Annotated in this window: 21 protein-coding genes; 8 read left to right on the forward strand and 13 right to left on the reverse strand. The window is 62.1% G+C overall.

The features are described 5' to 3' along the window. Positions 1 to 10: 10 nt before the first annotated feature. The gene (locus OPC11_RS13515) at positions 11 to 1,207 is read right to left on the reverse strand and encodes an MFS transporter (protein ID WP_264782239.1); all 1,197 of its coding nucleotides are present in this window, start codon (positions 1,205 to 1,207) and stop codon (positions 11 to 13) included. A gap of 147 nt (positions 1,208 to 1,354) precedes the next feature. Between OPC11_RS13515 and OPC11_RS13520 the strand changes: the two genes are divergently transcribed. Next, positions 1,355 to 2,770 (forward strand): hypothetical protein, encoded by a 1,416-nt coding sequence (locus OPC11_RS13520; RefSeq protein WP_264782240.1) that lies wholly within the window; start codon positions 1,355 to 1,357, stop codon positions 2,768 to 2,770. Here the strand turns inward: OPC11_RS13520 and OPC11_RS13525 are convergent, their stop codons facing one another. The 3 genes from OPC11_RS13525 to OPC11_RS13535 form a co-directional block, all read right to left on the reverse strand. Next, the gene (locus OPC11_RS13525) at positions 2,771 to 3,835 is read right to left on the reverse strand and encodes an iron transporter (RefSeq protein ID WP_007980991.1); all 1,065 of its coding nucleotides are present in this window, start codon (positions 3,833 to 3,835) and stop codon (positions 2,771 to 2,773) included. It lies immediately after the preceding gene. Between the two features lie 116 nt (positions 3,836 to 3,951). Further along, positions 3,952 to 4,299 carry a hypothetical protein gene (locus OPC11_RS13530; protein ID WP_232423854.1) on the reverse strand — a complete coding sequence of 116 codons (348 nt, stop codon included), beginning with the start codon at positions 4,297 to 4,299 and terminating at the stop codon, positions 3,952 to 3,954. 153 nt (positions 4,300 to 4,452) lie between these two features. Beyond that, positions 4,453 to 4,638 (reverse strand): HVO_2922 family protein, encoded by a 186-nt coding sequence (locus OPC11_RS13535; RefSeq protein ID WP_007980995.1) that lies wholly within the window; start codon positions 4,636 to 4,638, stop codon positions 4,453 to 4,455. A 319-nt stretch (positions 4,639 to 4,957) separates the two neighbouring features. Between OPC11_RS13535 and OPC11_RS13540 the strand changes: the two genes are divergently transcribed. Together OPC11_RS13540 and OPC11_RS13545 are read left to right on the forward strand one after the other, a co-directional pair. After that, positions 4,958 to 6,352 carry a sodium:calcium antiporter gene (locus tag OPC11_RS13540; protein ID WP_264782241.1) on the forward strand — a complete coding sequence of 465 codons (1,395 nt, stop codon included), beginning with the start codon at positions 4,958 to 4,960 and terminating at the stop codon, positions 6,350 to 6,352. Positions 6,353 to 6,509: 157 nt separating this feature from the next. After that, the gene (locus OPC11_RS13545; protein ID WP_264782242.1) at positions 6,510 to 7,805 is read left to right on the forward strand and encodes a glycoside hydrolase family 68 protein; all 1,296 of its coding nucleotides are present in this window, start codon (positions 6,510 to 6,512) and stop codon (positions 7,803 to 7,805) included. A gap of 1 nt (position 7,806) precedes the next feature. Here OPC11_RS13545 and OPC11_RS13550 read toward each other — a convergent pair whose 3' ends face one another. Together OPC11_RS13550 and OPC11_RS13555 are read right to left on the reverse strand one after the other, a co-directional pair. Further along, the gene (locus tag OPC11_RS13550; protein WP_264782243.1) at positions 7,807 to 9,963 is read right to left on the reverse strand and encodes a GH32 C-terminal domain-containing protein; all 2,157 of its coding nucleotides are present in this window, start codon (positions 9,961 to 9,963) and stop codon (positions 7,807 to 7,809) included. 133 nt (positions 9,964 to 10,096) lie between these two features. Then, positions 10,097 to 10,807 (reverse strand): phosphoglycerol geranylgeranyltransferase, encoded by a 711-nt coding sequence (locus OPC11_RS13555; protein WP_264782244.1) that lies wholly within the window; start codon positions 10,805 to 10,807, stop codon positions 10,097 to 10,099. Positions 10,808 to 10,984: 177 nt separating this feature from the next. Between OPC11_RS13555 and OPC11_RS13560 the strand changes: the two genes are divergently transcribed. Both OPC11_RS13560 and OPC11_RS13565 read left to right on the forward strand, forming a co-directional pair. Then, entirely contained in the window at positions 10,985 to 11,215 is a 231-nt protein-coding gene (locus tag OPC11_RS13560) for a ribbon-helix-helix domain-containing protein (protein WP_007981005.1), read from the forward strand. A gap of 413 nt (positions 11,216 to 11,628) precedes the next feature. Further along, positions 11,629 to 12,402, forward strand: a complete 774-nt coding sequence (locus tag OPC11_RS13565; protein WP_264782245.1) for an SDR family oxidoreductase — start codon at positions 11,629 to 11,631, stop codon at positions 12,400 to 12,402. A 119-nt stretch (positions 12,403 to 12,521) separates the two neighbouring features. Here OPC11_RS13565 and OPC11_RS13570 read toward each other — a convergent pair whose 3' ends face one another. The 3 genes from OPC11_RS13570 to OPC11_RS13580 all read right to left on the reverse strand — a co-directional run bounded on the left by OPC11_RS13570 (position 12,522) and on the right by OPC11_RS13580 (position 13,981). Beyond that, positions 12,522 to 13,232, reverse strand: a complete 711-nt coding sequence (locus OPC11_RS13570; protein ID WP_264782246.1) for a helix-turn-helix domain-containing protein — start codon at positions 13,230 to 13,232, stop codon at positions 12,522 to 12,524. A 126-nt stretch (positions 13,233 to 13,358) separates the two neighbouring features. After that, the gene (locus OPC11_RS13575; protein WP_049805664.1) at positions 13,359 to 13,559 is read right to left on the reverse strand and encodes a hypothetical protein; all 201 of its coding nucleotides are present in this window, start codon (positions 13,557 to 13,559) and stop codon (positions 13,359 to 13,361) included. Beyond that, on the reverse strand, positions 13,556 to 13,981 hold the full coding sequence (locus tag OPC11_RS13580) for a hypothetical protein (RefSeq protein WP_264782247.1): 426 nt from the start codon (positions 13,979 to 13,981) through the stop codon (positions 13,556 to 13,558). Before OPC11_RS13580 ends, OPC11_RS13575 begins: the two co-directional genes overlap by 4 nt. A gap of 241 nt (positions 13,982 to 14,222) precedes the next feature. Here OPC11_RS13580 and OPC11_RS13585 point away from each other — a divergent pair, with 241 nt between their 5' ends. Next, positions 14,223 to 17,537: a PAS domain S-box protein gene (locus OPC11_RS13585; RefSeq protein ID WP_264782248.1), complete on the forward strand. Its 3,315-nt coding sequence runs from the start codon at positions 14,223 to 14,225 to the stop codon at positions 17,535 to 17,537. 342 nt (positions 17,538 to 17,879) lie between these two features. On the opposite strand, the gene OPC11_RS13590 is transcribed toward OPC11_RS13585, so the two are convergent. Further along, a complete protein-coding gene (locus OPC11_RS13590; protein WP_264782249.1) occupies positions 17,880 to 18,548 on the reverse strand; it encodes a peroxiredoxin in 669 nt (222 codons plus the stop codon). Positions 18,549 to 18,766: 218 nt separating this feature from the next. On the opposite strand from OPC11_RS13590, the gene OPC11_RS13595 reads away from it, so the two are divergent. Then, on the forward strand, positions 18,767 to 21,592 hold the full coding sequence (locus tag OPC11_RS13595; protein WP_264782250.1) for an aconitate hydratase: 2,826 nt from the start codon (positions 18,767 to 18,769) through the stop codon (positions 21,590 to 21,592). Positions 21,593 to 21,614: 22 nt separating this feature from the next. On the opposite strand, the gene OPC11_RS13600 is transcribed toward OPC11_RS13595, so the two are convergent. The 3 genes from OPC11_RS13600 to OPC11_RS13610 form a co-directional block, all read right to left on the reverse strand. Then, positions 21,615 to 22,232 (reverse strand): class I SAM-dependent methyltransferase, encoded by a 618-nt coding sequence (locus OPC11_RS13600; RefSeq protein ID WP_007981028.1) that lies wholly within the window; start codon positions 22,230 to 22,232, stop codon positions 21,615 to 21,617. A gap of 24 nt (positions 22,233 to 22,256) precedes the next feature. Continuing rightward, positions 22,257 to 24,347, reverse strand: a complete 2,091-nt coding sequence (locus OPC11_RS13605; RefSeq protein WP_264782251.1) for a hypothetical protein — start codon at positions 24,345 to 24,347, stop codon at positions 22,257 to 22,259. Between the two features lie 61 nt (positions 24,348 to 24,408). Then, positions 24,409 to 24,735, reverse strand: a complete 327-nt coding sequence (locus tag OPC11_RS13610) for a hypothetical protein (RefSeq protein ID WP_264782252.1) — start codon at positions 24,733 to 24,735, stop codon at positions 24,409 to 24,411. 115 nt (positions 24,736 to 24,850) lie between these two features. Here OPC11_RS13610 and OPC11_RS13615 point away from each other — a divergent pair, with 115 nt between their 5' ends. Further along, the gene (locus OPC11_RS13615) at positions 24,851 to 26,326 is read left to right on the forward strand and encodes a DUF58 domain-containing protein (RefSeq protein WP_264782253.1); all 1,476 of its coding nucleotides are present in this window, start codon (positions 24,851 to 24,853) and stop codon (positions 26,324 to 26,326) included.

Here is a 26,326-nt window from a genome sequence, read left to right on the forward strand (position 1 = left end):
GGGGAGGATGTCACCGTTCGGAAAGCGCGACCGGTCGCGTCCGTGTGCTTCGGACCACCAGCCATCCGAGACCGACGAGGAGAGCGGCGAATCCACCGACGAGCAGCGTTCGCGTATATCCGACGAGCGTGGCGACCCCGACGAACAGCGGCGGACCGACGGTGGTTCCGAGGCGGAGGACGCTGGTCCGAATGCTCATGATGCTTCCCCGAAACTCGTCGGGCGCGAGTTCGTTCAGCGCGGTGTCCGTTATCGGTTCGGCGAGTCCTTGCCCCAAGCCGAACAGCAAGAGCGCTCCGGCGACGACGTAGACCGAATCCGCGACGGACACCATGACGAGGCCGATGCCGTAACTCGTGAAGCCGAGCGCGATGGACTGGAAACTCGAAAACGACCGGAGCAACCGGTCGCCCTGCATGGCCGTCAGGCCCATCATCACGGCGGGTAAGCCGAGGAGGAGGCCAATGACACCCGACGAGTACTGGTAGGAGTTGGCGAGGATGAACGGCACGACCGTGAGTTGGGCACCGTAGAGGAGGAGGAAGATGCCGAATATCGCGGTGTAGAGGACCAGATAGGGCCGCATCGACGTCGGACCGGTCACGAAGTCGTGGATGCTGGTATCGGCGTCCGTCCCGGTATCGGACGGTTCTTCGAGAAAGACGATGCCGGGGAGTGCGACGACGACGCCGAGGAGGAAGCAGACGAACGGTGCCATCCACGAGAGGGTCGCCAGTCCCCCGCCGAGGAGCGGATACCCCGCGGCACCGACCGCGAGAATCGCCGCGTTCATCCCGATCAGCGTTCGGCGTTTCTCACCCGTGAAGAGGTCGCCGAGCAGCGTGACCGTGAGCGTCGCGATGGCGCTGCTGGCGGCGCCTTGGATGGCTCGGAGGGCGAGTATGGCCTCGAAGTTCGAGAGCAGGACGATAGCGGAGCCGCTGAGACCGAAGACGACGAGCGACGGGATGAGGATTCGTTTGCGACCGATTCGGTCCGCGACCATCCCTATCGGGACGGTCAAAAACACCCCCGGAAGGGTGAACGCGGAGAGCAACAGACTCGCCTGTGCCTCCGTGATGTTCCACGCGTCCTGCACGGCGGGGAGGGCGGGGCTGATGAGCGAGACGCCCATCACCGCGACGAGGGTGCTCGCGAAGATGACGGTCGTTGCGGGGGACTCTTGGAGGGTTCGAAGACGTTTCATTCAGGTCGTCCGGAAATATTTGCGACGGACCGGGGAGAGGGTTTTGATGTCGGCAATCGCGACGGGGGACGGATGTGTCCCGCGAGCGTCACCCGTGCTCCGCATCCGACAACTACAACAGCGACGGTTCCGAACCTCCTCTATTCGATGTCCTCCAGTGACGTTCCCCGCGACGCGCTCTCCCGGTCGCTCGTAATCGCCGTGCTCGGGTTTCTCCTGAGTATCGCGGTCATCGACGAGGTTGCCGCGAGCAACGCGGCGGTCGCGCTTTCGGACGCGTCGAGTCGGACGATTGCGGTGCCACAGTGGTTGTACTTGGCGACCGGTGGTGCGGTGATCGGTGCGTCGGCCATCTTGGCGAGCGTCGTCACCGACCGTTCGTTCATCCGGTCGATGCACGACTGGCAAAAATCCGTCCCGATGTGGGTCCCGATTCGGCGAGGCGCGCTCTATCTCGCACAACTCCTCGGCGTCGCGGGGCTCGCAATCGTCATCTATCGCGGCTTCGTCGGGCCGCAAATCCCGACCGTGAACGTCGCCATCATCCTCGTGTTCGGGGGCGTCCGCGCGGGGCTGACGATGGTCGTCTATCTCGTCGGGAACGTGTGGCCCGCGCTGAACCCGTGGCGGACGATAGCGCGACGACTCCCCACGCTCGGTCGTGCGTATCCGTCCCGCGTCGGCCGGTGGCCCGCGGTCGGCGGGCTGTTGCTTCTGGTGTGGCTCGAAACGGTCATGCCGGTCAACAAGGTTCCGGCCATGCTCGCAACGGCGATTTGCGCGTACACAGTCATCACGCTCGTCGGGGCGGTCGTCTACACGCCCGAGTCGTGGTTTTCGAACGCCGACCCGGTGTCGGTCACGTTCCACTTCTACGGGCAGGTCGCCCCGCTCCGCTGGTCCGCGGACGGCGTGACGCTCCGCCCGCCCGGATTCGACCTCCGCGAGTCCGGGGCCGTCGCGACCACCGCCGACATCGCCTTCGTCGTCGCGCTCATCTGGGAACTCACGTTCAGCGGGTTCGTCACGACGTCGACCGGCGTGTCGTTCGTCACCGCCGTCGCCGATGCGGGCGTTCCCCCGCTCGTGGTCTACGCGCTGCTCTTCGTTCTCGGGTACGCCCTCTTCCTCGGTGCCTTCCGGTTCGCATCCCGCGTCACCCGACGGACGGGGGAGACCTACCTTCCGCCCCGGACCATCGCCCTCCGCTTCGCACCGCCGCTGCTCGCCATCGCCGTCGGCTACCACCTCGCACACTACTTCGGGTTCTTCGTCTCGCTCCTCCCGTCGCTCGTCCCCGCGGTCGTCTCGCCGCTCTCTCCCCCGGCGAACCCGGTCGTCCTGACCCTCCCGGAGTGGTTCGGCGGCCTCGTCATCGGGTTCGTCCTCGTCGGTCACCTGCTCGCCGTCTGGGTCGCCCACTCGCAGGCGTACGCGACGTTTCCGAGCCGACTGCAAGCGATTCGGAGCCAGTACCCGTTCATCCTCGTGATGATCGGCTACACGATTATCAGCCTGTGGCTCGTCTCGCTTCCGACGGCGAGTCCGGCGTTCGTGTCGTGATCAGACCGTGAACTCCATCGGCGGCATTTCCATGAACGCCGTCTCGTACCCGTCGTGCCGGGCGAGTTGCGGCGGCGAATCGACCGAGATTCGAAGCGTGTCGCCGGACCGCACGTCCCCGACGGGAGCACCGTAGTGGGTATCGAGGGCCGCGTCGAGGGCGGGGGTGAGCGTCCCCTTCGATACCGTCGTCCCGTTTCGCAGGAGTTCCATCGAGAGGGACATCCGCGGTAACACGATGCGGTTGTACGGCGTTCTCGGCGACACCGCGAGATACGATTTCCCGTCGTCGGCGAAGCGATTCTCCCCCTCGATGACGGTCACGACGAACTTCGCGTCGCCGGACGATTTCGTCCCGACGAGCGTTCCCGGCAGCGATGCCGGTGCGGGCGCTCGACCGACCGGGACCGTCATCGACATCGGGTCGAGGGCATCGCGGCTCCCCTGCTTTTCGCCGAACTCCCGATACTCGACGTCGTATATCTGGTCCGTGTCGAATTCGAAATCGATGGTCGCCGACGCGCCGTCCGACAGTCGGGACGCGAGCGACCCGGTTCGGCGCACGCCGACCGACCCGACCCTGACAGTCGCGCTGTACGAGCCGTCGCCGTCGAGTGAAACGTTGTCCCCGTAGTGAAACCCCATATTCTGCGAAAGCATCGGCCACGGGGCCCGTTTATCGACCGTCTTCCCGCCTTTTTCGATGGTGAGTTGAACGTCCGCCGGGATGGTCGTCTCCGTTTTCGCGTCCCACGTGGAGACCATCATGTGGAGCGTGTCGTCCGGTTGCACGACGACCTTGGAGTTCGATTGGCCGGTGACGTTCCAGAACCGATGCGGGTACGAGTACATTAGCGCGAAGCGGAGGTCCCCATCCGTTCCCATCCCGTACATCTTCATTCCCTCCATGTACGCGGGATGATAGACCGCGGCGGGACGGTTTTTCACTCTCGGCGGGTCACGCCACGCGGATCGTTTTTCGAATCCGAGCGAGTCCAGACAGCCGGTGAGGAGGGACCCCCCTGCAAGTGCCGTGCCAGTTCGGAGGAACGTTCGGCGGCGCATTGGGTAGGTGTTGTGCGAGTGTTCGAATGAGGGTGTTGGTTCAGTAGTCGAACGCAGTCCCCGAATCCGCCGGAGTCACGGAACCCGAACCGGTGGGGGACCACCGGGCGGACCGCTCAGCCCGGCGCGCGGAACGCCTTGAGGCGAAACTGGAGGATGATGGGTTCGAGAACGTCCTCCCGTCCGGTCCACGTGATCGTCACTTCCGTCAGTCGGTACGACGGTCCCACGGGAACCCGCCGAGCCGAGAGGCGAGCCTGCCATCCGTCCCCCTCGATTTCGGTCTCGCCACGCCGTTCGCCGCCGAGATGTTCGAGATATCCCATGGCCTGTTCGATCGTGAGGCCGCGAAACCGTCGCGTGACGCGGAGAGTTCCGTCCTCAACCGTCCGTTCGACCGGTGGTATCGAATCCAAGGCCGCCTTCCGCCGCCGTGCCCACGATGGGGCTCCGGATAGGGTCATTGTGGCTCACGCTCACTAGTAGTCGGCTAGCGATGGCGATAACAGTTGTTGGAATTCTCACTCGTTGCGAACGGTCCCAACGCGCGACCGTTAGCGGCGAGGGATACATGGAAACCCCGCCCGAGCACGGGACTTACGGCTCGAAGTCGGACGTTACTTTTCCACGACCCGCGCCACGGGCGCGTTGTTTTTGACGCTCTCGATACCCCGCTTGGCACCCTGTTTCGACGAGTATCCCTCGCCGCTGTCCGCGATGATGTTCCGGTTCGCGACGACGAGGCGCCAGCGCCACTCGCCCGCGCTGTCCTCGTACACCTCGAATTGGGGTTCGCTTGGCATATCCGGCGTATGTTCGACCACCAATAAAAAGGGTCGCCTTCCTGCGAAACTGATGGTCACGTCGCCGACCGTTTCAGACACGTGAAATTTAGACGACATCCGTTACGGGGAGGCCGGAACTGAAGGCGACGGCGAACGGACCGCTCACCGCGTGATATCCCTGTATCCCCCGTTATGGCCGCCTAGAAGACTTCTATCGCTCGAATTCGGATGTAACCCCGAAAACGAGTGTATCGTCGTTTCAGCGCTTCTATCGCCACAAATCGGCGTCATTGGAGTTATCACGTGTTTTTAGACCACGGGTGGAATTACAGACAGTATGAAGAAACAGCCGCTTCTCGCGATCAGCGCCGTGTTCGCCCTGACTCTGCCGTGGCTCTTCACGGGTATCATTCAGGAGGTATCCGGTCTTTCGACCATCATTGTCGTCGGGATGACCGGTCTCGCCATCGTCGGCGCTTCGTTCATGCTGGCGTGGGGTGCCGAAACGGCGGAGAAGGACGTTCCGCGGGCGTTCGCAATCGCGATTTTGGCGATTCTCGCCGTCGCGCCCGAGTACGCCGTCGACGCCTACTACGCGTGGAACGCGGGGGCGAACGGGGCGACGGCACAGGCCTGCAGTCAGCTTTCTGGGAGCGCGATAGCCACCGCCGAGCCAGGAACGCTCGCACAAGCCTGTCACGACGCGAACCTCGCCGTCGCCAACATGACCGGCGCGAACCGCATTCTCATCGGTCTCGGATGGTCCGGAATCGCGCTCTACACCATCTACCGCGCAACACGCTCCGGTGACTCGTCGGTCGTCCAGCGGCCGGGGTCGCTCACCGATGCCGTCAAAATAGATCGCAACATCTCACTCGAAATAACGTTCCTACTCGCGGCGACGTTGTACGCGTTTTTCATCCCGCTCGGAAGCGGAATCGGTATCGGTGACACGCTGATTCTGGTCGGCCTGTACGTGCTTTACATCGGCGTCATCATCAGGAACGACGTCGAGGAAGACACCGCCCACGTCGGCGTTCCCGCTTATCTTCAGTCGTTCTCGAAGTGGGGTCGGGTCGCGACCGTGTTCGGCCTCTTCGCGTACTCCGGGTACATGATCTTCGAGGCGGTCCACCCGTTCGCCCACGGGTTGGAGACGCTCGGAACGTCGTTCGGTATCCCGGAGTTCTTCATGATCCAGTGGATTGCACCGCTGGCCTCCGAATCGCCCGAGCTAATCGTCGTCCTCTATCTGGTGAACAAGGCCCGTTCGACGGCGGGGTTCAACGCGCTCATCTCCTCGAAGCTGAACCAGTGGACGCTGCTCATCGGCACGCTCGCCGTCGTCTACAGTATCGCTTCGGGGACAGTCGGCACGCTCGCGTTCGACGAGAAGCAGGCGGCGGAGATATGGATCACCGCCGCACAGAGTTTCTTCGCGCTCGGCGTCCTCGTGAACTTCGAGATAGACGTCCGCGAGGCGCTCACGCTGTTCGTGCTGTTCGCCTCACAGGTGGTGTTGGAGTTCGGCGTGCTCCAACTCGTCTCGGAACCGACGGCCGCCTCGTTGAGCCTCACCTTGCTGCACGCCTACACCGTCGTCTACGTGCTACTCGGCGGCTGGCTGTTCGTCCGCCGCCGCGAGAACGTCCGTCGGCTCACCGGACGTACGGTCGCCACCGTTCGAAACGCGTTCACCGGGGGCACCGATACGTCCGAGCACGGGTACTGAGGGCCGAGAGCGGGGAGCGGGACGCGCCCCGAGGTTCGCCGCTCTCGGTGGATGCGTCGGCCGAACCCGTTCCAAAGGCGTGCTTGTCGGGGGAGGGTACAATTGCGGACAGAGAGGAGTGAAACTTTAGTCGTCTACGCGAAAACTGGAGGTGAGTATGTCTCGCCGCCACGAACAACGGATACCGCGCTCCAAGTGGACGCGCGACCACGCTTCTCGACTCCGCCGGACTCCCGACACCACCGCACCGATAATCTATCCCCCCGAGCGGCGGATCAGCGACGAGTATCACCTTTGGGACACCTGGTTTCTCCGCGAACGCGACGGATCCATCGCCGAAGTTGACGGCTATCGAATCGCGTTCTCGCTCTCCGCGTCGTCGTCCCTTCTGCCCGGGAAACGCCACGACGAAGCGCGTATCCGGTACTTCTACTCGACGGACGGGCGGGAGTGGACCTACGGCGGGCCGGTCTTCCCCGAGGGCGAGGCGTTCGGTTCCCGTCAGTGGGCGGGGTCCGCCCTCCTCGACGACGGCACCGTGTACGCCTACTACACCGCCGCGGGCCACCGTGACGAACCAGAACTCACCTACGAACAGCGGATATGCGTCGGCGCGGGCGGTACCGTCTCGACGGACGGAGACGGCCTTCGTATCGACGGCCCGTGGGACCACTCGGTGCTTTTGGAACCGGACGGCGAGCGCTATCAGACGCAGGAGCAGTCGATGCGACAGGACGGGCCGATATACACGTTCCGCGACCCGTGGTTCTTCGAGGACCCCGAAACGGAGGAGACGTACCTCCTCTTCGAGGGGAACACGCCCATCGACGACCCCGACCCCGAGCGGACGTACAACGGCTGTATCGGCATCGCGTACTCCGAGACGGGCGACCCGGCGGACTGGGCGGTCCTCGACCCGCTCCTCGACGCCGAGCGCGTCAATCAGGAACTCGAACGGCCGCACGTCGTCGTCCGTAACGGGCGCTACTACCTTTTCACGCCGAGCCACCAGCACACGTTCGCGCCCGGTTGTAGCGGGTTCGACGCGCTCTATGGCTTCGTCGCGGACTCCCTTTTCGGTCCCTACGAACCGTTGAACGAGACGGGTCTGGTCGTCGCAAATCCCGAGAACGCCCCGTTTCAGGCGTACTCGTGGCTGGCGTTCGGGCACGGCGACGAAATCCTCGTCACGTCCTTTTTCAACTACTTCGACCTCAACGGACTCTCGCTCGACGACGTCGCCTTCCTCCCGGAGGCGGAGCAATTCCGTCGCTTCGGCGGGACGTACGCGCCGACGCTCCGCCTGCAGGTCGCGGGGGATCGAACCCGCATCTGGGGCGAACTCGGCTACGGACGGATTCCGCTCGAACGCGAGTCGCTGGCCGCACCCGACCGCGTTCGCTACCGGGCGACGGACGACGGAGACGAAGACAGCGACGGCGGCGACTACTGAATCAGTCGTCGCCCACCTCGGCCGTCGAACCGACGTCCACGGACGGGGTGGCGGAAACGTCGAGTTCCCACGCGTCGAGGGAGACGATACGGGCGTCCCCGCCCGCGGCGTAGAGCGAAACGCCGTCGGCGTCCGCGCGGGTCGGGTAGATTCGCCCCGTGAGACAGCGCCGCTCGTTTGCGAACACTTCGACGATGGACCCATCGACGAACACTCGAAGGTCGATTCGGTCGTCGCCGTCGAGCGGCATCCGTATCGGGTCGTCCGCCGTTTCCGGGTGGAGGCTCGACGTCGACCGTTCGAGGATGAGTTCGTCCCGACGAACGTGGAGCGGCGTCCGTTCCTCGCCGTCCACGGTCTCGCGGAGGACGACGCCCACCTCGTCGGCGGTCCCGAGGTCGAGGGAGAGCGAGAGTTCGAGCGACCGTCCGCGGGTCTGGAGGACTTCGCGCTGGCCGTCCGAGAGCCCGAACGACTCGAACCCGTGGTGACCGCCCCGAAGTGACGTGACCTCGGCCGCGGGCCGCTGGCGGAGTTCGCCGTCCTCGACGCTGAGGACGCGGGGGAGCGAGAGCGCGCCCGACCATCCGGCGTCCCACTGTGCGCGCTCGCTGCGCGCTTCCTTCAGCCACCCGAACGTGAGCGGACGCCCCGAAGCGTCGTGGAGCGTCTGTGGCGCGTAAAAGTCGCCGTAATCGAGGTGGCCGAACTCCTCGCGCTCGAAGCGCCCGTCGCGGACATCCCCGAGGAAGTACAGCACGCTCTCGTAGTTCGAGACGTGGAGGAGGGACTTCTCGCCGAGGTCGAGGAGTTCGGGACACTCCCACATGTGGCCAGCGCCCTCCCAATTGCCCGTGAGCAGTGGCCCGAGGTAGGTCCAGTCCCGAAGGTCGTCCGACCGATAGCGGAGCACCGTCCCGCCGACGCCCTCGATGCTGGAGCCGATGAGCTGATACCACGAGCCGTTTTCGCGCCAGACGCAGTGGTCGCGGAACTCCGCCTCCCAGTGGTCGGTCGAGAGGATGTCGAGTTCGACTGGCGTGTCCGTCACGACGGGGTTGGCGGGTTCTTTCGCCCAGACGTCGAGGCTATCGTCAGTGGCAGTTGCGAGACACGGGAGCTGGCGACTCCCGCGGCCGCCCGTGTAGAGGATTCGAGCGGTGCCGTCGTCGTCGACCGTACAACCCGACCAACAGCCGTCGCGGTCCGGGCCGTCGAGGTCGGGCGTGAGCGCGACCGGGTGGTCTTCCCAGTGGAGGAGGTCGTCGCTCGTCGCGTGCCCCCAGTGGATGGTGTTGTGGTAGGGGCCGCCCGGATTGTACTGATAGAAGGCGTGATAGGTGCCGTTCCACTGAACGAGACCGTTCGGGTCGTTCAACCAGTTCGCGGGCGGTGCGAAGTGATAGCGCGGGCGGTCGTGGTCGCCGCGGAAGGCCGTGCGCATCGCGGCGAGGTCGGCGGTGGCCTTCGGGCGGCCGACGAGTCCGTCCTCGGCACCCGAACCGAGGAAACGCAGACAGCCCGCGAGGAGCGTCTCGCGGCCGCCATCCGCGCCGGGTGCGTCGAACTCGACGTTCGCGCCGACGCCGAGGACGGTGCCGTCGCCGGGTTTCCACTGGACGACGGACACCTCGTTTGGATGGTCGATGTCCCCCCGGTACGTTCCAGCGAGCACGTCCGCGCGTTCCGGGAGGACGTCGACGTACCGCGCATACGGCTGCGTACCGCCGTCGCCACGGGTATGGAATCGGATGTCGTCGAAGGCCGCGACGGCGGGATGGTCGGCATACTGGGACTTCCATAGCGGCCCAACGGCCGTTTCGACCGGTTCGGTGCCGACGGCATCCGGGGGGACCGAATCGATGTCGAGGGGTTCGACCGCGGTCAGCGCGTGGAGGGTTACCAGGAGAGTGCCACCGCGCTCGAAATAGTCGGCGAACGCGTCGGCGAACTCGGCGATAGCTGACGGGTCCAGGGGAGTGTCACGGTGCCACCAGAGAACGTCGTAGGCGTTAAAATCGCCGCCCGCACGCAAATCGGCGAACGAAACGCGTTCGACGGTTCCCAACTCGGTGGTCACCCAGTCGAACGCCGTCCGCTGTTCGAAGGAGAGATCGTCGGAGTGCAGGAACCCGATGGTCGGAGACGACGGTACCATTGACAATACATATCGGGGCACGTTATATAATGGACACGGCTTTTTCGATGCCGCGTGCCGGATATCGTGAGTCAGGGCCAGTTACTCCGCCTCGGCGTCTGAACACGAGCGAGCGCCGTTCGTCGCGCCGTCGTTACGTTCGGTTTGCATCACGGACACCGCGAACCGTGGTCTCGACCGCTTCGAGACCGGCGTCGTGCAGTAAATCACCGACGACGACGGAATCAGCCACGCGCGCCATCTCGTACGCCGAGTCGTAGTCGTGGATGCCGCCACCGTAGAAGAGACTCGCGGCCGTGAGCGCATCTCGCGCCGCAGCGACGGCGGTCGGGTCGCCGAGCGTCCCGGAAAATTCGAGATAGACGATATCCTGGTTGAGGACGTGCTCGGCGAGGCGGGCGTAGGCGGCGATGTCGGCGATATCGAGGTCACAATTCGCTCGGGTATACGTCGCAACCGCGGACTCGGGATTTAGGACGATGTACGCCTCGGTGTACGTGCGCTCCCAATCGATACGCGCGGACGACCGAATCCACTCGTGGTGCGCTCCCGTTATCCACGTCGTGTCGCCCGCGTTCAGGACGATGGGTATCAGATAGCCGGAAAAGGCGTCGTTCGGGGGCACGGTCGGCAGATAGGTCGGTTCTACGAATACCGGAACGTCGGCGGACGAGAGCGCGTCGAGAACCGACCGGACGTTCGATTCGGTGACGTTCGTAGTGCCGCCGACGACGATGGCATCGGTCCCCGTGTCGGCGATGGCGGCGTAGGTATCCCCGTCACGAAGTGATTTGTCGGGGTCGACCTTGGTCACGTGATGCCAACGTTCCCACGGAGTCGCCATAGCACACGTAGTACGAACACACGCAAACCGTTTTCGAGGATTCGAGGAGCACTCTCCGGAGTCGAAGGTGGCCGTAACCCGCCGAACCGTTTCGTTCTCACGAAAGGGGAATTAGAGAAACGTGCGAGAGTTGAATTCGACCCGAGAATTAATTTGTCCGCGGTTGTGATTGCTTGTATGGTCACGTTTGAGGTGACGCTGCCCGACCGTATCGACAGCGACATCGACCGCCTTGTCGACCAAGGTGACTTCCTGAATCGAGAACAGGCGATAGAAGAACTCCTCTCGCTGGGAGTGTCGGCCCATGGGGTGAGCCACGAAACGGAAGACGAACTGTCCGAAGACCTGTTCACGCAAGCCGTCGACGACCAGCAGGACCCCGCTAGCTATCAAGACGAACCGCTCTAGTTTTCAGGGTAAAACCGGCTAGCGGATGCCGCGCTGACGGAACATTCTCTTCGAAACCGGCACAGCGGCCGCGGACGTAGAGGGCGGAGTGTCGAGTGTGCGCGTTCCGTGAGCAGTATGAGCAGCGGAGCAAGTATGAGCAGATGAACTGGTGAGAAAGTATGAGCAGAGGTACGCAAACTCCGTCCGCGAGCGTCGAGTCAGCGGATTTTCGAGTCTCGTCGCTCGTCCGACCGAAGAACGACGAGTCGGACACCACTCCCCCGTCCAAAGTGCCGACGAACGGCCGATTTCGGTACACGGAAGGAAGCAGCTTGCGGCACGACGATACAGACGATAATTACGACGGGACGAATCCAGAACCATTGAATAATTGATATTCTGTTCGCTGCCGTTTAGCGAGGGGTGGTATCATGGATGAACTACTGTCTGACAAGGTAGCGGTGATAACCGGCGGGTCGAGTGGTATCGGCCGTACGATTGCGAAAACGTTCGCCGAGGAGGGCGCCGATATCGTCGTCGCTGACGTTCGTGAAGACGCTCGCGAAGGCGGGAAGCCAACGCACGAATTGATTTCCGAGGAAACGGATTCCGAAGCGACGTACGTCGACTGCGATGTCACCGAGCCTGATGACCTGGAGGCGAGTGTCGAAGCGGCGGAACGGTACGGTGGAATCGACATCATGGTCAACAACGCGGGGATTTTCCGGGGGGAGGACTTTCTCGACGTGTCCGAACGGGAGTACGACCAACTGATGGACGTCAACGTCAAGGGAGTGTTCTTTGGTGCGCAAGCCGCCGCCAAACGGATGGTTGCAAACGGCGGCGGCAGTATCATCAACCTCTCCAGCGTCGCCGGGTTGGAGGGAACCGGGGAGTACGTCACCTACTGTACCTCGAAGGGAGCCGTTCGACTGATGACGTACGCACTCGCCGACAAACTCGGACCGGAGGGCATCCGCGTCAACGCGATTCATCCCGGCGTCATCGAGACGACGATGACCACCGACGACGTTGCCATCGTCGGAACCGAAGAAGGGGAGATGTACGAGCAGATGATTCCCTCGCGTCGATTCGGCACGCCGACGGACGTCGCCAATGGCGCACTCTACCTGGCGTCCGACCTCGCGGATTACGTCACTGGGGAGTCGCTCGTTCTGGACGGAGGGCTCACGAACACCGGGTGAGGTTTTCGTGTTGGGTTTCGTTTGGTGAGGACAGGTTTCCCGCTTCCCCGAGGGAGGCGACCCGGCCAGAATCACTTCCGCTCGTGGTTTTAGGCGGTCGGAGGTCACACAGGCCGTTGTTAGTTCCCGCTCGTCTCCAGTTTGGATTCCGCCGGTGCTGATTCCACCGAGTTTACCCCCCGTTTTCCACCGCGAAGTACGTGATTGACCAAATTTCCATGTGCGCGCCGGAGGCGCTCGGAGAGCGCTTGATGGGAGATTCCTATTTCTTCGGCGAGGTCTTCTGCTTTCACCTCACGTGGCACCGAGTAGTAGCCGTGCTCGGCAGCGAGCTGAAGCGTCGTTTGCTGGCGGTCCGTTAGTCCTACTCGACTACTACTTTGGTCGGTGAGGTCGTGAATAGAAGTGACATCAAAATCGATGCCGTGTTCCAGACAGCAGTCGTTGGTGCGCGTAGCCATCATCCGATCAGCAAACAACAGACGAATATTCCAGTGGTCGTCGTGGCCCGTCGCACGGAGTACCGTCCCTTCTTGTTCTACGAGAAGACGAACCAGATGTTCGATGTGGTCGTCCCATTCGAACTGATACAGACAATCGGATTCGAACTCGGCTATGAGCCGAAAGTCGACAACGCTGTCGTCCTCAGCAAACATTGCTTCGAGCGTTGCGCGTTCAGGCGAGTCGAATCGGAGAAAGGACAGCAAGAACTCATCATTGGTGGCGGCGATTCGTTCAGCGTCAACCGTCACCGTCTCGAGTTCCGCAAGGGTATGTGCAAGCGCGAACTGGTCGCTCGGGATAATTACGTCAACGATTGAACCGGTCATGTGTCGTGGGAAGTGGGTGGGCTCGGCTCTCTATCCGTGCGAGGCGCCCGCGTGTTCGATTTTACACTCCATCGCACTCCGGACAGAAGCCATCTGTGGGAAATGATGCGAATAGACCACATACGTTCAGGCGTTGTTCATCCGCGCCGTCGTCGTTGTGCCACACATCAGACAGCGAATGACCCGGTACGGTTCACGGGAGAACTTCGCATTGTTCGGTTTGTCGCTTTCAGTGCGAATCTCGATCGAGACTTCGTGAGGCGTCTGCACCGCACAATTCTCACACGGTTCGAGATTGTCACCTCTTCTCTGGTCTGTTTTTGTCATGGTGAGTTCGTTCCATCATTTCCCGATGAATTCATCGAGCGTTCATCTACTTGTTCTTGAACCATCCGTACCAACGGACGGATATCTTCGAAGCGTGGCCCCCGCCAAACTGTGTTCTCATCCCAGTTCCACTCGATGACATCCGCAGCGCTGAGCATCGGGAGATGAATGTGTGTCATTCGGAGTGAAAATTGGCGTTCTCGCTCGTCGGTACTGCTCACGTCTGTGGGAACGTGGGGATGGTCGTCATCCAAATAGTCGTATTCGAGGAGGGAGAATAACAGTTGTCGGCGATGCGTATTCGCCAATATTTCGAAGAAGGTGTTCAGCGGTACCTCCTGTATAGCGGCTGCGTTTTCGCCTTCCTCCGCTCGTTCGTTTGAAATATTGCTCATGTTTCGTTCGTTTACGGATTTGTTCATGGTTCTCACACCGATTCGACCGATAACTGCTGGTGTATTACTCCCGGAGGTACCGTCGCTAGGTAAGGGTTCACTCTAATCTGTTAGGGTGATTTCTCGAGATTGATTAAGAATTCGTGAAATAAAGGATGTTATTTGCGAGTTCCAAAGTAGAATGGTTTTCAGCGAACCTGAGTACGCATAGCACCGTTGACTCTTCCGGCAGAGGGTTGATAACCGTGAGTCGCTACTAGCGGGAATAATGGAACAACCGTCATTGACGGATGCGCTTCGAGAAACCCTCGCACTCTTCGATGGAAACGCGACACCTCGGACGACGAGCGAAGTCGCAGACCAGCTCAACCTCGGACAGCGAAGCACCTACACTCGACTGAAGCGCCTCGTCGAACACGATGAACTCGAAACGAAGAAAGTCGGGGCCAGCGCACGGGTCTGGTGGCGTCCGCCAACTAACGCCGACCAGGATATTCCAGACTGGCCGGCCGCCGAGTCGCTCGTCGACGATGTACTCGACGACGCCGATGTCGGAGTGTTCGTTCTTGATGAGGACTTTCAGGTGGCATGGGTCAACGACGCTACCAAACGGTACTTCGGACTCGACTATGAACGGGTTGTCGGGAAGGACAAGCGTACGCTCGTAAACGAATATATCGCCTCAACTATCACGGAGTCAAACTTGTTTGCGGAAACGGTCCTTGCGACGTACGACGACAACACGTACACGGAACAGTTCGAATGCCACGTGGAGCCCGGCGACGGTCACAAGGAGCGGTGGCTCGAACATCGCAGTAAACCAATCGAGGCCGGTGCATACGCCGGCGGTCGAATCGAACTCTACTACGATGTCACCAATCAGAAGCAGACCGAGCAATCGCTTGAAGAAAGCAAGCAGCGGTATTCAAGCCTCGTCAGCAATTTACCAGGGATGGTCTATCGATGTCGAAACGAACCCGAATGGCCGATGGAGTTCGTCAGTGACGCTTGCACCGACCTGACCGGGTACGACGCCGACGCTATCGAATCCGGAACAATCAGCTGGAGCGACGATATTGTCCACCCTGACGACCGCACTCAGATCTTGGAAACTGTCCAATCTGGGCTCGATCGAAACGGACAATTCACCACCCAATATCGCATTCTGACCGCGCATGACGAAATCCGGTGGGTCTGGGAGCGCGGTCGCAGCGTCACCGACACATCCGGCTCTTCGATACTCGAAGGAGTCATCACAGATATCACGGGGCAGAAGATAACCGAGCAGGAACTCCAAGAGAAAGAACTCGAGAACGTGTACGAGCGAATGGACGACGGGTTCGTCGCGCTCGATGAGGACCACCGGTTCACGTATGTCAATAACCGTGCGGGGGATCTTCTAGAGCGATGTCCCAGTGAACTCGTCGGCGAGCACATCTGGGACGCGTTCGAACGGAGCTCGACAGTCAAGGCGGCAATCACGGACGTCTTCGAGAATCAGGAACCAAAGTCCCAGGAGATATTCTATGACCCACTGGAAACCTGGTTCGAAGCCCACATCTATCCCGCAGAAACGGGTATCTCGGTCTATTTCCAGGACATAACAGGTCGCAAGGAGCGACAAACAGAGGTCAAACAATATGAGCGCATCGTCGAAGCTGTTGACGACGGGATCTACGTTCTCGATAGCGACTACCGGTTCTCGATGGTAAGCAACGGTCTTACCTCGATGACAGGCTATGAGCGTGACGAACTCATTGGCGTCCATGCGCAAGCCATTTTTGGCGATGACTTCTTCGACATCAAGGAGGCAAAACTGGCTGAATCAGATTCGAGTGATTCCAGTTTCGCAAAACTCGAAGATGAGATACATACGGCAAGTGGTTCGACGCTCACAGTCGAAAGCCGGTTCAGCCGATTCGAACTCGAAGATGGGGAGATAGGTCGTGTCGGAGTCATCCGTGACGTTACTGACCGCGTGAAACATGAACGGCAGCTCGAGAAGCTGAAGCGTCGATATCAGAAACTCGTCGACAATTTCCCGAATGGGGCGGTCGTACTATTCGACGAGGACTTACGATACCTAACAGTAGGTGGTGAAGTTTTTGAAGGGCTCGACGTTTCAGCTGATGATCTCGAAGGAGAAAGGGTACCTAAAAGCCTCCCCGCAGAACTCCGCAGAGATATTGAACCAAGGTACAGTGCTGTCTTCGACGGTGAGACGAGCGATATCGAAGTCGACTTCGGCGGTCGAATCCGCCGCATCCAAGCCTTCCCTATCTACGACGAGCAGGGAACAGTATTCGCAGGAATGGCAATGTCACAGGATATTACCGATCGGATCGAACGCGAACGGAGATTAAAGCGACAGCGCGAGCATCTCTCTGCACTCAACCATTTCAACGACGTTTTCCACGATATCATCGAGGCGGTTATCGAACAATCCACCCGCGAGGAGATAGAAACGATCGTCTGTGACCGACTTACGGACACGGACAACTACCGAGCCGCATGGATTGGCGAAGTCGATAACTATACCCAGACAGTGAATGTTCGGACGGGAACGGGCGTCGAAGGATATCTCGACGACATTACGATTTCCGTCGACCCGAACGACGAACGTAGCAATGGACCCACAAGCAGAGCCATCCTCGAACGTGAGGTACAGACCACGCAGGACATCTCCACCGACTCTAGTTACGAGTCTTGGCGGGATTTCGGACAGAAGTATGGATTTCGCTCCTCCGCGGCAGTTCCGATCGTCCACGAGGAGACGCTGTACGGTATACTTACCCTCTACTCCGACCAACCAGACGCATTCACGGGCAAGAAATGTGAGATAATCGGGCAACTCGGCGAAATCACGGGGCAAGCAATCGCCGCCGTCGAGCGCAAGCAGGCACTGATGAGTAACGAAGTCGTCGAACTCGAGTTCCAACTCACCAACGTCTTCGAGACCCTCGGAATCGACGAAACAACGGATGGTCGAATCACCCTCAACCAATCCGTTCCAGCCAGCGGTGGAATGCACCTCGTATACGGCACCGTAACGACCGACGCTCGCGATGCGCTCGGTGCGTTGATTACTCAGCTCCCTCAGTGGAATTCGATGACCATAATCGACGAAGGGGAGGACGTTTCACGCTTCGAGCTCCGACTATCCGAGCCACCCGTGCTCTCGACGGTAGCCGCACAAGGCGGCTCTGTTGACACAGCCCGGATTGAGGATGGTGACTACCACATGCGGATTCACCTCGCACCGAGCGTCGAAGTACGGGAGATAATCGAGACCGTTCAAGCCGAATATCCGGGTATGGAATTGCTCGCTCAACGGCAGGTCACGCGTACTGGTGATCCGATAGCTCAATTAGACCAGTTCCTCGAAGAGGACCTCACCGACCAACAACGAACATCGCTCAACGCGGCCTACAACTCCGGATTCTTCGAATGGCCTCGCCCAACGACTGGGGAAGATATTGCCGACTCACTTGGTATCTCGTCGCCAACCTTCCACCAGCACCTTCGAACAGCAGAGCGGAAGGTGTTCGACGCCGTCACCGAGGGCTCGATAATGACCTCGTGAGAGCCGAAATTGTAGGTGCCGAGTCGGTGAGTAGCCGAAACCTGCTCCCCCGAGGGAGGCGACCCGGGCAGAAACACTTCCGCTTATCGTTGTAAGCGGAAGTGGATGGGTTTTTGGCTGAAATGCTGAAACCAGTAACGAGAAAGCCTGAAGGTAGCGTATCGCTATTCATAAATCATATATAGCTATATCAAATTATAATCGGCGTTGAGAACGTGACCAGCAAAGAACACCCGAAAGAGACGTTTAGGACGTCGTTCGTGAGACGTAGGGGCATCACGACATCTACGCGGTCACGCGCTCGTTTTCGCGGGGAAGCACGTCCCCACTGCAGTCGTATCGTCAGGGTTCGCGGAGCGTGAACCACCAGTCGTGATACTCGTAGCCCTCCGCGTCGGCCTCTTCGCGACGAGCGTCGGCGGCGGAAACGTCGCCCGGCGGCCGGAGGAGCACCTTATCGCCGTGCATATCGTTGTTCGGCCAGTTCGCCGGGAGCGCCACGTCCTCGTCGTCGGCGGTGACGAGGGCGCGGACCGAGCGGACGATTTCGTCCATGTTACGCCCGATTTCCTTCGGATAGTATAGCAGCAGGCGAAGGATGCCGTCCGGGTCGACGATGAACACGGAGCGGACGGTGCTGGTGCCCTGCCCCGGGTGGATCATACCGAGCGACTCGGCCACGGTGCCGGTTTCGTCGGCGATGATGGGGAACGTGATCTCGGTGTCCATGTCCTCCTCTATCCATTCGGTCCACTTGATGTGCGAGTGAACCCGGTCAACCGAGAGCCCGATGAGGTTGACGTCCAGTTCGTCGAACTCGTCCATGTGCTGTTGGAAGGAGACGAACTCCGTCGTGCAGACGGGCGTGAAATCGCCGGGATGGCTGAACAGGACGAACCACTCACCGGCGTACTCGTCGGGGAGGTCCATCTCGCCGTGCGTGGTGTTCACGTGAAGGTCGGGGAACTGGTCGCCGATCAGCGGCATTCGTGCTCGGGAGGCGTCTTGCATGGGCTATCAGCATCGTATACCACAGGCAATAGTATTAATATTCTGTCATTATTCTTGCTGACACGTCTCGGTTTACTTTCGGATAGCTCCGGGATGCACGCGCGAAGCGAGCACCGACCGTGGAAAGGCCGACCGTCCCGAAAGCGCACCGAACATCTTCTCACAGCGTAGGATTCGGGGGGTTATTGATAATCACGGGCATCCAAGTTCCGGGTACGATGAGTAAACCAGTCCCGTTCGATGCGGTCCGCGAGTTCGAGGTAGACGGAACCTCGTACAAGATGGCGGACCTCACGGTCCTCGAAGACGAGGGCCTGTGCGACCTCGACAAACTACCGGTGAGTATCCGAATCCTCTTGGAGTCCGTCCTCCGGAACGTCGATGGCGAAACCATCACCGAGGAGGACGTTCGCAACGCCGCCTCGTGGCAACCCGAGGTTCCGGACGTCGAACTCCCATTCACGCCCTCCCGCGTGGTCCTGCAGGACCTCACCGGCGTTCCCGCGGTCGTCGATTTGGCGGCGCTTCGCTCCGCGGCGGACCGTGCGGGCGAGCAACCGTCCATCGTCGAACCCGAGGTTCCCATCGATTTGGTCATCGACCACAGCGTCCAAGTCGATTACTTCGGATCCGAGGACGCCTACGAGCGGAACGTAGAGATGGAGTACGAGCGGAACGCCGAACGGTACAAGGCGCTCAAATGGGCACAACAGGCGTTCGAAGACTTCAACGTCGTCCCGCCGGGAACCGGCATCGTCCACCAGGTGAATCTGGAGTATCTGGGCCGCGTCGTCCACGACCGCGACGTCGATGGGGAGAACTGGTTGTTCCCGGACACGCTGGTCGGGACGGACAGCCACACGCCCATGATCGGCGGCATCGGCGTCGTCGGGTGGGGCGTCGGCGGCATCGAAGCGGAGGCGGCGATGCTCGGCCAACCCATCACGATGAAGCTCCCCGAAGTGGTCGGCGTCCGCCTGACCGGCGAACTGCCCGAGGGCGCGACCGCGACCGACCTGGTTCTGCACGTCACGGAGCAACTGCGCGACGTCGGCGTCGTGGACCGCTTCGTGGAGTTCTTCGGCCCCGGCGTTTCGAACCTCACCGTCCCGGATCGGGCGACGCTCTCGAACATGGCCCCCGAACAGGGGTCGACTGTCAGCGTGTTCCCGGTGGACGAGGCGACGCTCGACTACCTCGAACTCACCGGACGCGAACCCGAGCACATCGAACTCGTCCGCGAGTACCTCGACGCGCAAGGGCTGTTCGGCGAGCAGGAACCCGAATACACGGAAACGGTCGAGTTGGACCTCTCGACCGTCGAACCCAGCCTCGCCGGGCCGAAACGCCCCCAAGACCGCGTTCCCATGGGCGACATGCGGACCCACTTCCGAAACCTGCTCTACGACGAGTTCGGAGACGAACTCGGGGACGTGGACGAGGAAGCCGTCGCCCGCTGGCTCGGCGAGGGCGGCGCGGGTGGCAACGCGGAGGGAACCGGCGCGTCCACGGACGGCGGAACGGTGGCGGAGCCGGAAACGGCGGAAGCACCGGCGGAACCCGACCTCGGTGAACTCACGAAGCGCGTGTCCGTCGAGATGGACGACGGGTCCGAGGTCGAAATCGGCCACGGCTCCGTGGTCGTCAGCGCCATCACGAGCTGTACGAACACCTCGAACCCCTCGGTGATGCTCGCCGCGGGGCTGCTCGCCAAGAACGCCGTCGACCGCGGCCTCGACGTCCCCGACTACGTGAAGACGAGCCTCGCGCCGGGAAGCCGCGTCGTCACGGAGTACCTCGACGCGTCCGGCCTCCTCCCGTACCTCGAAGACTTGGGGTACAATGTGGTCGGATACGGCTGTACGACCTGTATCGGCAACGCCGGACCGCTCCCGGACCCCATCGAGACCGCCATCGACGAACACGGTCTCTGGACGACGAGCGTCCTCTCGGGCAACCGGAACTTCGAGGCGCGCATCCACCCGAAGATTCGCGCGAACTACCTCGCCAGCCCGCCGTTGGTCGTCGCCTACGGCCTCGCGGGGCGGATGGACATCGACCTCGAACGCGAACCGCTCGGGACGGACGACGACGGCGAACCAGTCTACCTCGCCGACCTCTGGCCGTCGTCGGACGAGATTCACGCGGCCGTTCACGACAGCGTGGACACGTCGATGTTCGAGGACAAGTACGCCTCCGTGTACGAGGGCGACGAGCGCTGGAAGGGGCTCGAAGCGCCGACCGGAGACGTGTACGAGTGGGACGAGGAGTCCACGTACATCCGCGAACCGCCGTTCTTCAAGGACTTCCCGCTGGAGGAACCCGGCGTCGCGGACATCGAGGACGCGCGCTGTCTCATGTTGCTCGGCGACACCGTAACCACGGACCACATCAGTCCCGCCGGTCCCTTCGGCCCGGACCTGCCCGCGGGGCAGTGGCTCCTCGACCACGGCGTCGAACCACACGAATTCAACACCTACGGGTCGCGGCGCGGCAACCACGAAGTGATGATGCGCGGCACGTTCGCCAACGTGCGAATCGAGAACGAGATGTTGGACGACGTGGAGGGCGGCTACACCATCCACCAACCGACCGGCGAGGAGACGACCGTCTTCGAGGCGTCCGAGCGCTACCGGGAGGACGGAACCCCGCTCGTCGTCGCCGCCGGGACGGAGTTCGGAACGGGGTCGAGCCGCGACTGGGCGGCGAAAGGAACCGACCTGCTGGGCGTGAAAGCCACCATCGCGGAGAGCTACGAGCGCATCTACCGCGACAACCTCGTCGGCATGGGCGTCCTGCCGCTCCAGTTTCAGGGCGGGGATTCGTGGGAATCGCTCGGCCTCGACGGGTCCGAGACGTTCACCGTCCGCGGCCTCGACGAGGGACTCGACGTCAAGGACGAACTCGCGGTCGTCGCGGAACGCGAGGACGGTTCGACCGTCGAATTCCCGGTGACCGCCCAAGTGGGAACGCCCGCGGCGGTTCGGTACGTCGAGAACGGCGGCATCCTCCACCTCGTCCTTCGGCGGTTGCTCACGGAGTGACCGTCCGACTCCGACCGTCGAATCAGAGCACGCGAAAGACGCGAACCGTGTCGCGGTTACCCCGTTCGCGGACGAGTTGGGCGAGGCCGAGGTCCGAGAACACCCGCTTCCAGTTCCGGTGGTACAGCGGAAACTCGTCGTTGACGTAGCTCACTTTCTCGGAGCCGCGACCGCGCTGCGGGCTGTTCCCCTCGTTTTCGGCGGTGATGATGAGGTCACCGGTGACGCGAATCAGTTCTTCGAACACCCACTCGTTCTCCGGATGGATGTGCTGGAGCGTTTCGACCGAGTAGATGACGTCGAACGCGTCGTCCGGGAACTCGGGGAGGAGGTCCTCGATAGCGCCGGTGTGGAACGTCCCCGTCGCGGCGAGTTTCGGATATTTCTCGGCCATCACGTCGAACGACTCGTCGTTGATGTCGATGCCGGTGAGGTTCGTGTACCCCTCGTCGCGGAGGCGGTCGAGGTGACGTCCCGAACTACAGCCGATTTCGAGAATCGCCGCGTCCTCCTCGACGTAGTACTCGAAGACGGTGCGAAGGGTGTCGCTCACCTCGTTCGCCCCGATTCGAGCGTAGTAGGCGGGCGAATACGCCCCCGAGCGCTCGGCCCAGGTGCGACGATTGTCATCCGGTTCCATAGCGGATATCTCGTGGGGAGGGAGTTAAGCGCCGTCTTCGACGAGCGTGCTGGCGGCGTCGATGACCGCCGTCGCCGTCTCGCTGCTTACCCGATTCGCGGCGAAGGCCGCCCGTTCGTACCGTTCGGTCACGTCGGCGATGGTCGAAAGCGTCTCGGCGGCGAGGTCGGCCTCCCGGCAGGCGTTGTAGAACTCCCAGTGGGTCGATGTGGCCGTCGGAACCACGGCGTCGAATCGGTCGCGGGTCGCCGCGTACCCCATCTCGACGGCCGTCTCGAATTCGCCCGCATCGCGGGCCGAACGAGCGCGGTCGAGGAACGCCGCCGCGGACACGGACGGGTCCGTCGTGGCGTCGTCCGATTCGGTCACGGCATCGACATCCGTTGCCATTCCGTCGCGTCCGTCGGGGTCGGCGTCGCCGCCACCGAAGTCGGAGCGCCAGAGGAAAAAGCCGCCGAGCGTGATGAGGGCGGCCACGCCGAGACTCACCAACCAGCCGCGGGTCGTCGAGTCTAGCGGACCGTCGTCGGCGCCCGAAACCGCGATTTCGGTCGCGGTGCGCGCCGACTCGACGTTCTTTCCGCGGCCGTCGAACCGCGCGGCGAACGTCGCGTTGCTATCCGCGGGAACGAGAGACGGCGGCAGGACGAGGGAAATTCGATAGGTGCCGTTTTCGTCCGTCCGGGTGGACGCGACCTGCGTCCCGTTGACGAGAATCGACACCTGTTGGTCCGCAACCGGTGTGTCGGTCGTCGTAGTGAGATATCCGGAGAGGTCCACGCTCCGCGTCTTCCCGGTCGTTCCCGAGAGCGTGAGCGTCGTCGCCGACGATTCGACCACGACCGGAGCCGTCGCGTTCAGGGCGTTGAGCGCGCGGCCACGGAAGGGAAACGCGACGCGGATGGCGGTCGAATTGGCGGGGACATCCGCTGGAAGCGTCGTGTTGAAGGAGAACGAACCGTCCGGGCCGGTGCGCGTCGTTCCGAGTCGCGTCTCCCCGAGGAAGACGGCGAGCGGCACGTCGGTTGCGCCGACCTGCCGAGCGTGGACGCGCCCCGAAACGGCCACAGTGTCGTTGTACCGCACCCGCCGCGTGTGGTTCGAAATATCGATCATGGCGGCGACACGGGAGACGTTTGCTTGAACCGTCGCGTTCGAGCCGAGATAGATGGACCCGTTGGTGGGGTGGTACTCGACGCGGAAGGAGCGGTTACCGCGCGACACCACCGCCGGTCTGCCGACGAGCGAGAACGACCCGTTCTCGCTCGTTCGGACGCGTTGTGAACGATTACCACCCAGACGAAGCCAAATAGATTGGTTCTCGAGGCCGGTATCGTTCTCGTCCGTCAGTCGGCCGGTGACGCGAATCGGGTCGAAAAACGAGACGTTCGGCGTCCGTATCGTCGCCGTCAAGTTCGTCTGGGTGAACTCCGCCTTGCGTACTGTCGCCTGCTGACTGGAGATGTTTTGCGTGACGTTTCGAATCCGCCCCATCTCGCCCGCCGTGCTGGTGTTCGTCCGATTCGAGAGGCGGTTATAGTTCGTCGTCAGGTTGCTACTGGAGCGGTCGATGTCCTTCTGGAGACGTTCGAGTTTCCGTGCGAGCGTGCGGGCTTTCTCGTCGTTTCCGTTCTGCTTCGCCCGCTGGTAGCGGTCGTACAGTTGGCGGTAGCGTTGGACGCGCGAGACGTATTGTCGTTGGCTCCGTTGAGCGTCCCGGATGGTTTTCGCCGTTTTGTCGTCCGCGGTTCCGTCCGTCTGTCTCGAAACTTCGACGTACTTGCTCAGGAGGTCGTCGTAGTCGTCGCCGAGGACCGAGTGGGCTTTCTCGTATTGGCCCTGCTCTATTTTCACGGTACTCGACCCGAGTTGCGACGAGAGCCGACCGGACAGCCACTGTTCGAGTTCCGAGACGTCACCCTCTGACTGCACGTCGTCGGGGTTTTCGTGGTGAACCGTGGAGTTATTGCGGGCGAACGAAGCCGTCCCGACGTGTTCCGGTTGGGAGGAAAATCGGGCGACGTCGGACGTCGACACTGCCGCTGCCTGTGCGGGCAGTACCGTAGCTACGAGGAGGAGGGTGAGAAGACCGAGCGATGCGGCAGACCGAGACACATCTATCACGTCACAGTCGTCCGTGAAAACAGCTTCTTTCTGTGAGTGGTACTATCCGGAATCAATCACATTCGTCGGCACCCCATCGTCCGAAGGGTGAAATCACACGAGCGCGCGGCCGAAAGCCGCCGATTCCAACGATTCCGTTCGTCCGCGTATGCCGATAGTCGTCGGCTATCGTCACATCAGTCGTCGCGTCGTCCGTCACGACGAGGAACTCCCCCTCGCATTCCAGAGATTCGGTCGGGATGTGGCGAAGGTACCGGTTGTACTCCGGCGAGTAGCGCATGGCCGAGTCGCGGAGCGACCGGTCGTGGACCCGCCAGACCGCGTTTTTGTCCGCGTCCCGACACCGTCGAACCGTCCATCGGCCGTGTTCGTCAGGCATTCGTTGACCAAAGGACGAAACGGGTGTAAATAAGTCCACAGGAAGGGAGGAAGAAAGGGATATTTCGGCTTTCAATACAATACATTAAATTGGGAGGGGGAAGGTTGTCAACGGTATGGAGGTGACGCGCCGATACGAAGTCGGGGTGGTGCTCGGCTGTCTGCTCGCGGGCGGAGCGTTGCTGTTCGACCAGCTGCTGCTCCTCGTCGGAGCGGCCGGAATCGGTGCGTCGCTGCTCGTCCGGCAGTATCGGTTCACGCGCGATGTGTTGGCCACCGCCGACGCGCTCACCGTGACCCAATCGATGTCCCAGCGCCGCGTGGCGACCGACGAGGACACGTCGGTCGCCGTCAGCGCGACGCTCTCCGAGCCGTCGCCGCTCGCCGTGGCGGTCGAACCCCGCCTGCCGATGACCGCGACCGAACGCGACCCGGAGAACCAATCGTTCACCCTCGCCGCCGGGGAGCGAGACGCGACGACGACGTTTTCGCTCCGCTGGCCGGTCGCCGGGAAGTTCGAGTGTGAACCGCCGACCGTAACGCTCACCGACCCGGCCGGGCTTTTCCGCTCGACGGTGCCGATGGGAGACGCCGAGAGCGTGACCGTCGCGCCGCGACGGCCGCGAGCGCTCCACGTCGGGATGGGCGGCGAGAGCATGTCGACCGCGTTCGGCGAGCACAAGACGGGCGACCGCGGCGTCGGTCTCGACCCGGCCGAGATTCGCCAGTACGTGCCGGGAGACACGATGCGGCAGATAGATTGGAAGGCGACCGCGCGGATGAACACCCCGCACGTCCGGGAGTTCGACGCGGAAACCGACCTCTCGACCGCCCTCGTCGTCGACCACCGGTCCTCGATGACGACGGGAATCGAGGGGGAGACGAAACTGGATTACCTTCGGCACGTCGCGCTCGCTTACGCCGACAACGCGCGGACGAACACCGAACCGCTCTCCCTGTACACCGTCGGTGATGCTGGCGTGACGACCACCCGCCAACCGGACGCGAGCGCCCGACATTACACCGACATCGAAACGCGACTGCACGACCTCGTTTCGACCGCCGTGGAAAACACGACGGAGACGGACCCGACGACGAACGGTCCGTCGGGAGCGCGGGCGCAGACGCCGCGTGAGGCCCGCGAGATGGCGACGCATCTCCGGTCGGAGGACTCGGCGTTCGGGCGGACCCTGCTCCCGTACGTCGTCGAGTCGGAGCGATACGTGCAACGAATCGAAGGCGACCCGCTCTACAAGACGGTTCGAACCTACCTCGGCGGCGTCCGCGGGTCGGTGATGACGGTCATCCTCACCGACGATACGCATCGGATGGAAGTTCGGGAGGCGGTCAGGGCGGCGCGACGGCGCTCCGAGCACGTGCTCGTCTTCCTCGCGCCGACGGTGTTGTTCGAGCGCGGGAGTGTCGGAACCGTCGAGAGCGCATACGAGGGCTACGTCGATTTCGAGGAGTTCCGGCGCGACCTCACGCGAATCGACGGCGTGACGGCGCTCGAAATCGCCCCCGCCGACCGAATCGAAGCGATTCTCGCCGAAACGCGACGAGCGAAGGAACCGGCCGCGGGGGGACGGTAA

The organism is Haladaptatus sp. T7 (assembly GCF_026008575.1).
Lineage (GTDB): Archaea > Halobacteriota > Halobacteria > Halobacteriales > Haladaptataceae > Haladaptatus > Haladaptatus paucihalophilus.

Excerpts from the sequence above, each read along its gene's own strand:
- OPC11_RS13515 (WP_264782239.1), bottom strand. The coding sequence starts at position 1,207 with ATGAAACGTCTTCGAACCCTCCAAGAGTCCCCCGCAACGACCGTCATC.
- OPC11_RS13525 (WP_007980991.1), bottom strand. The coding sequence starts at position 3,835 with ATGCGCCGCCGAACGTTCCTCCGAACTGGCACGGCACTTGCAGGGGGG.
- OPC11_RS13615 (WP_264782253.1), top strand. The coding sequence starts at position 24,851 with ATGGAGGTGACGCGCCGATACGAAGTCGGGGTGGTGCTCGGCTGTCTG.
- OPC11_RS13580 (WP_264782247.1), bottom strand. The coding sequence starts at position 13,981 with ATGAACAAATCCGTAAACGAACGAAACATGAGCAATATTTCAAACGAA.
- OPC11_RS13570 (WP_264782246.1), bottom strand. The coding sequence starts at position 13,232 with ATGACCGGTTCAATCGTTGACGTAATTATCCCGAGCGACCAGTTCGCG.
- OPC11_RS13535 (WP_007980995.1), bottom strand. The coding sequence starts at position 4,638 with ATGCCAAGCGAACCCCAATTCGAGGTGTACGAGGACAGCGCGGGCGAG.
- OPC11_RS13555 (WP_264782244.1), bottom strand. The coding sequence starts at position 10,807 with ATGGCGACTCCGTGGGAACGTTGGCATCACGTGACCAAGGTCGACCCC.
- OPC11_RS13545 (WP_264782242.1), top strand. The coding sequence starts at position 6,510 with ATGTCTCGCCGCCACGAACAACGGATACCGCGCTCCAAGTGGACGCGC.
- OPC11_RS13540 (WP_264782241.1), top strand. The coding sequence starts at position 4,958 with ATGAAGAAACAGCCGCTTCTCGCGATCAGCGCCGTGTTCGCCCTGACT.
- OPC11_RS13585 (WP_264782248.1), top strand. The coding sequence starts at position 14,223 with ATGGAACAACCGTCATTGACGGATGCGCTTCGAGAAACCCTCGCACTC.
- OPC11_RS13520 (WP_264782240.1), top strand. The coding sequence starts at position 1,355 with ATGTCCTCCAGTGACGTTCCCCGCGACGCGCTCTCCCGGTCGCTCGTA.
- OPC11_RS13590 (WP_264782249.1), bottom strand. The coding sequence starts at position 18,548 with ATGCAAGACGCCTCCCGAGCACGAATGCCGCTGATCGGCGACCAGTTC.
- OPC11_RS13560 (WP_007981005.1), top strand. The coding sequence starts at position 10,985 with ATGGTCACGTTTGAGGTGACGCTGCCCGACCGTATCGACAGCGACATC.
- OPC11_RS13565 (WP_264782245.1), top strand. The coding sequence starts at position 11,629 with ATGGATGAACTACTGTCTGACAAGGTAGCGGTGATAACCGGCGGGTCG.
- OPC11_RS13610 (WP_264782252.1), bottom strand. The coding sequence starts at position 24,735 with ATGCCTGACGAACACGGCCGATGGACGGTTCGACGGTGTCGGGACGCG.
- OPC11_RS13550 (WP_264782243.1), bottom strand. The coding sequence starts at position 9,963 with ATGGTACCGTCGTCTCCGACCATCGGGTTCCTGCACTCCGACGATCTC.
- OPC11_RS13595 (WP_264782250.1), top strand. The coding sequence starts at position 18,767 with ATGAGTAAACCAGTCCCGTTCGATGCGGTCCGCGAGTTCGAGGTAGAC.
- OPC11_RS13600 (WP_007981028.1), bottom strand. The coding sequence starts at position 22,232 with ATGGAACCGGATGACAATCGTCGCACCTGGGCCGAGCGCTCGGGGGCG.
- OPC11_RS13530 (WP_232423854.1), bottom strand. The coding sequence starts at position 4,299 with ATGACCCTATCCGGAGCCCCATCGTGGGCACGGCGGCGGAAGGCGGCC.
- OPC11_RS13575 (WP_049805664.1), bottom strand. The coding sequence starts at position 13,559 with ATGACAAAAACAGACCAGAGAAGAGGTGACAATCTCGAACCGTGTGAG.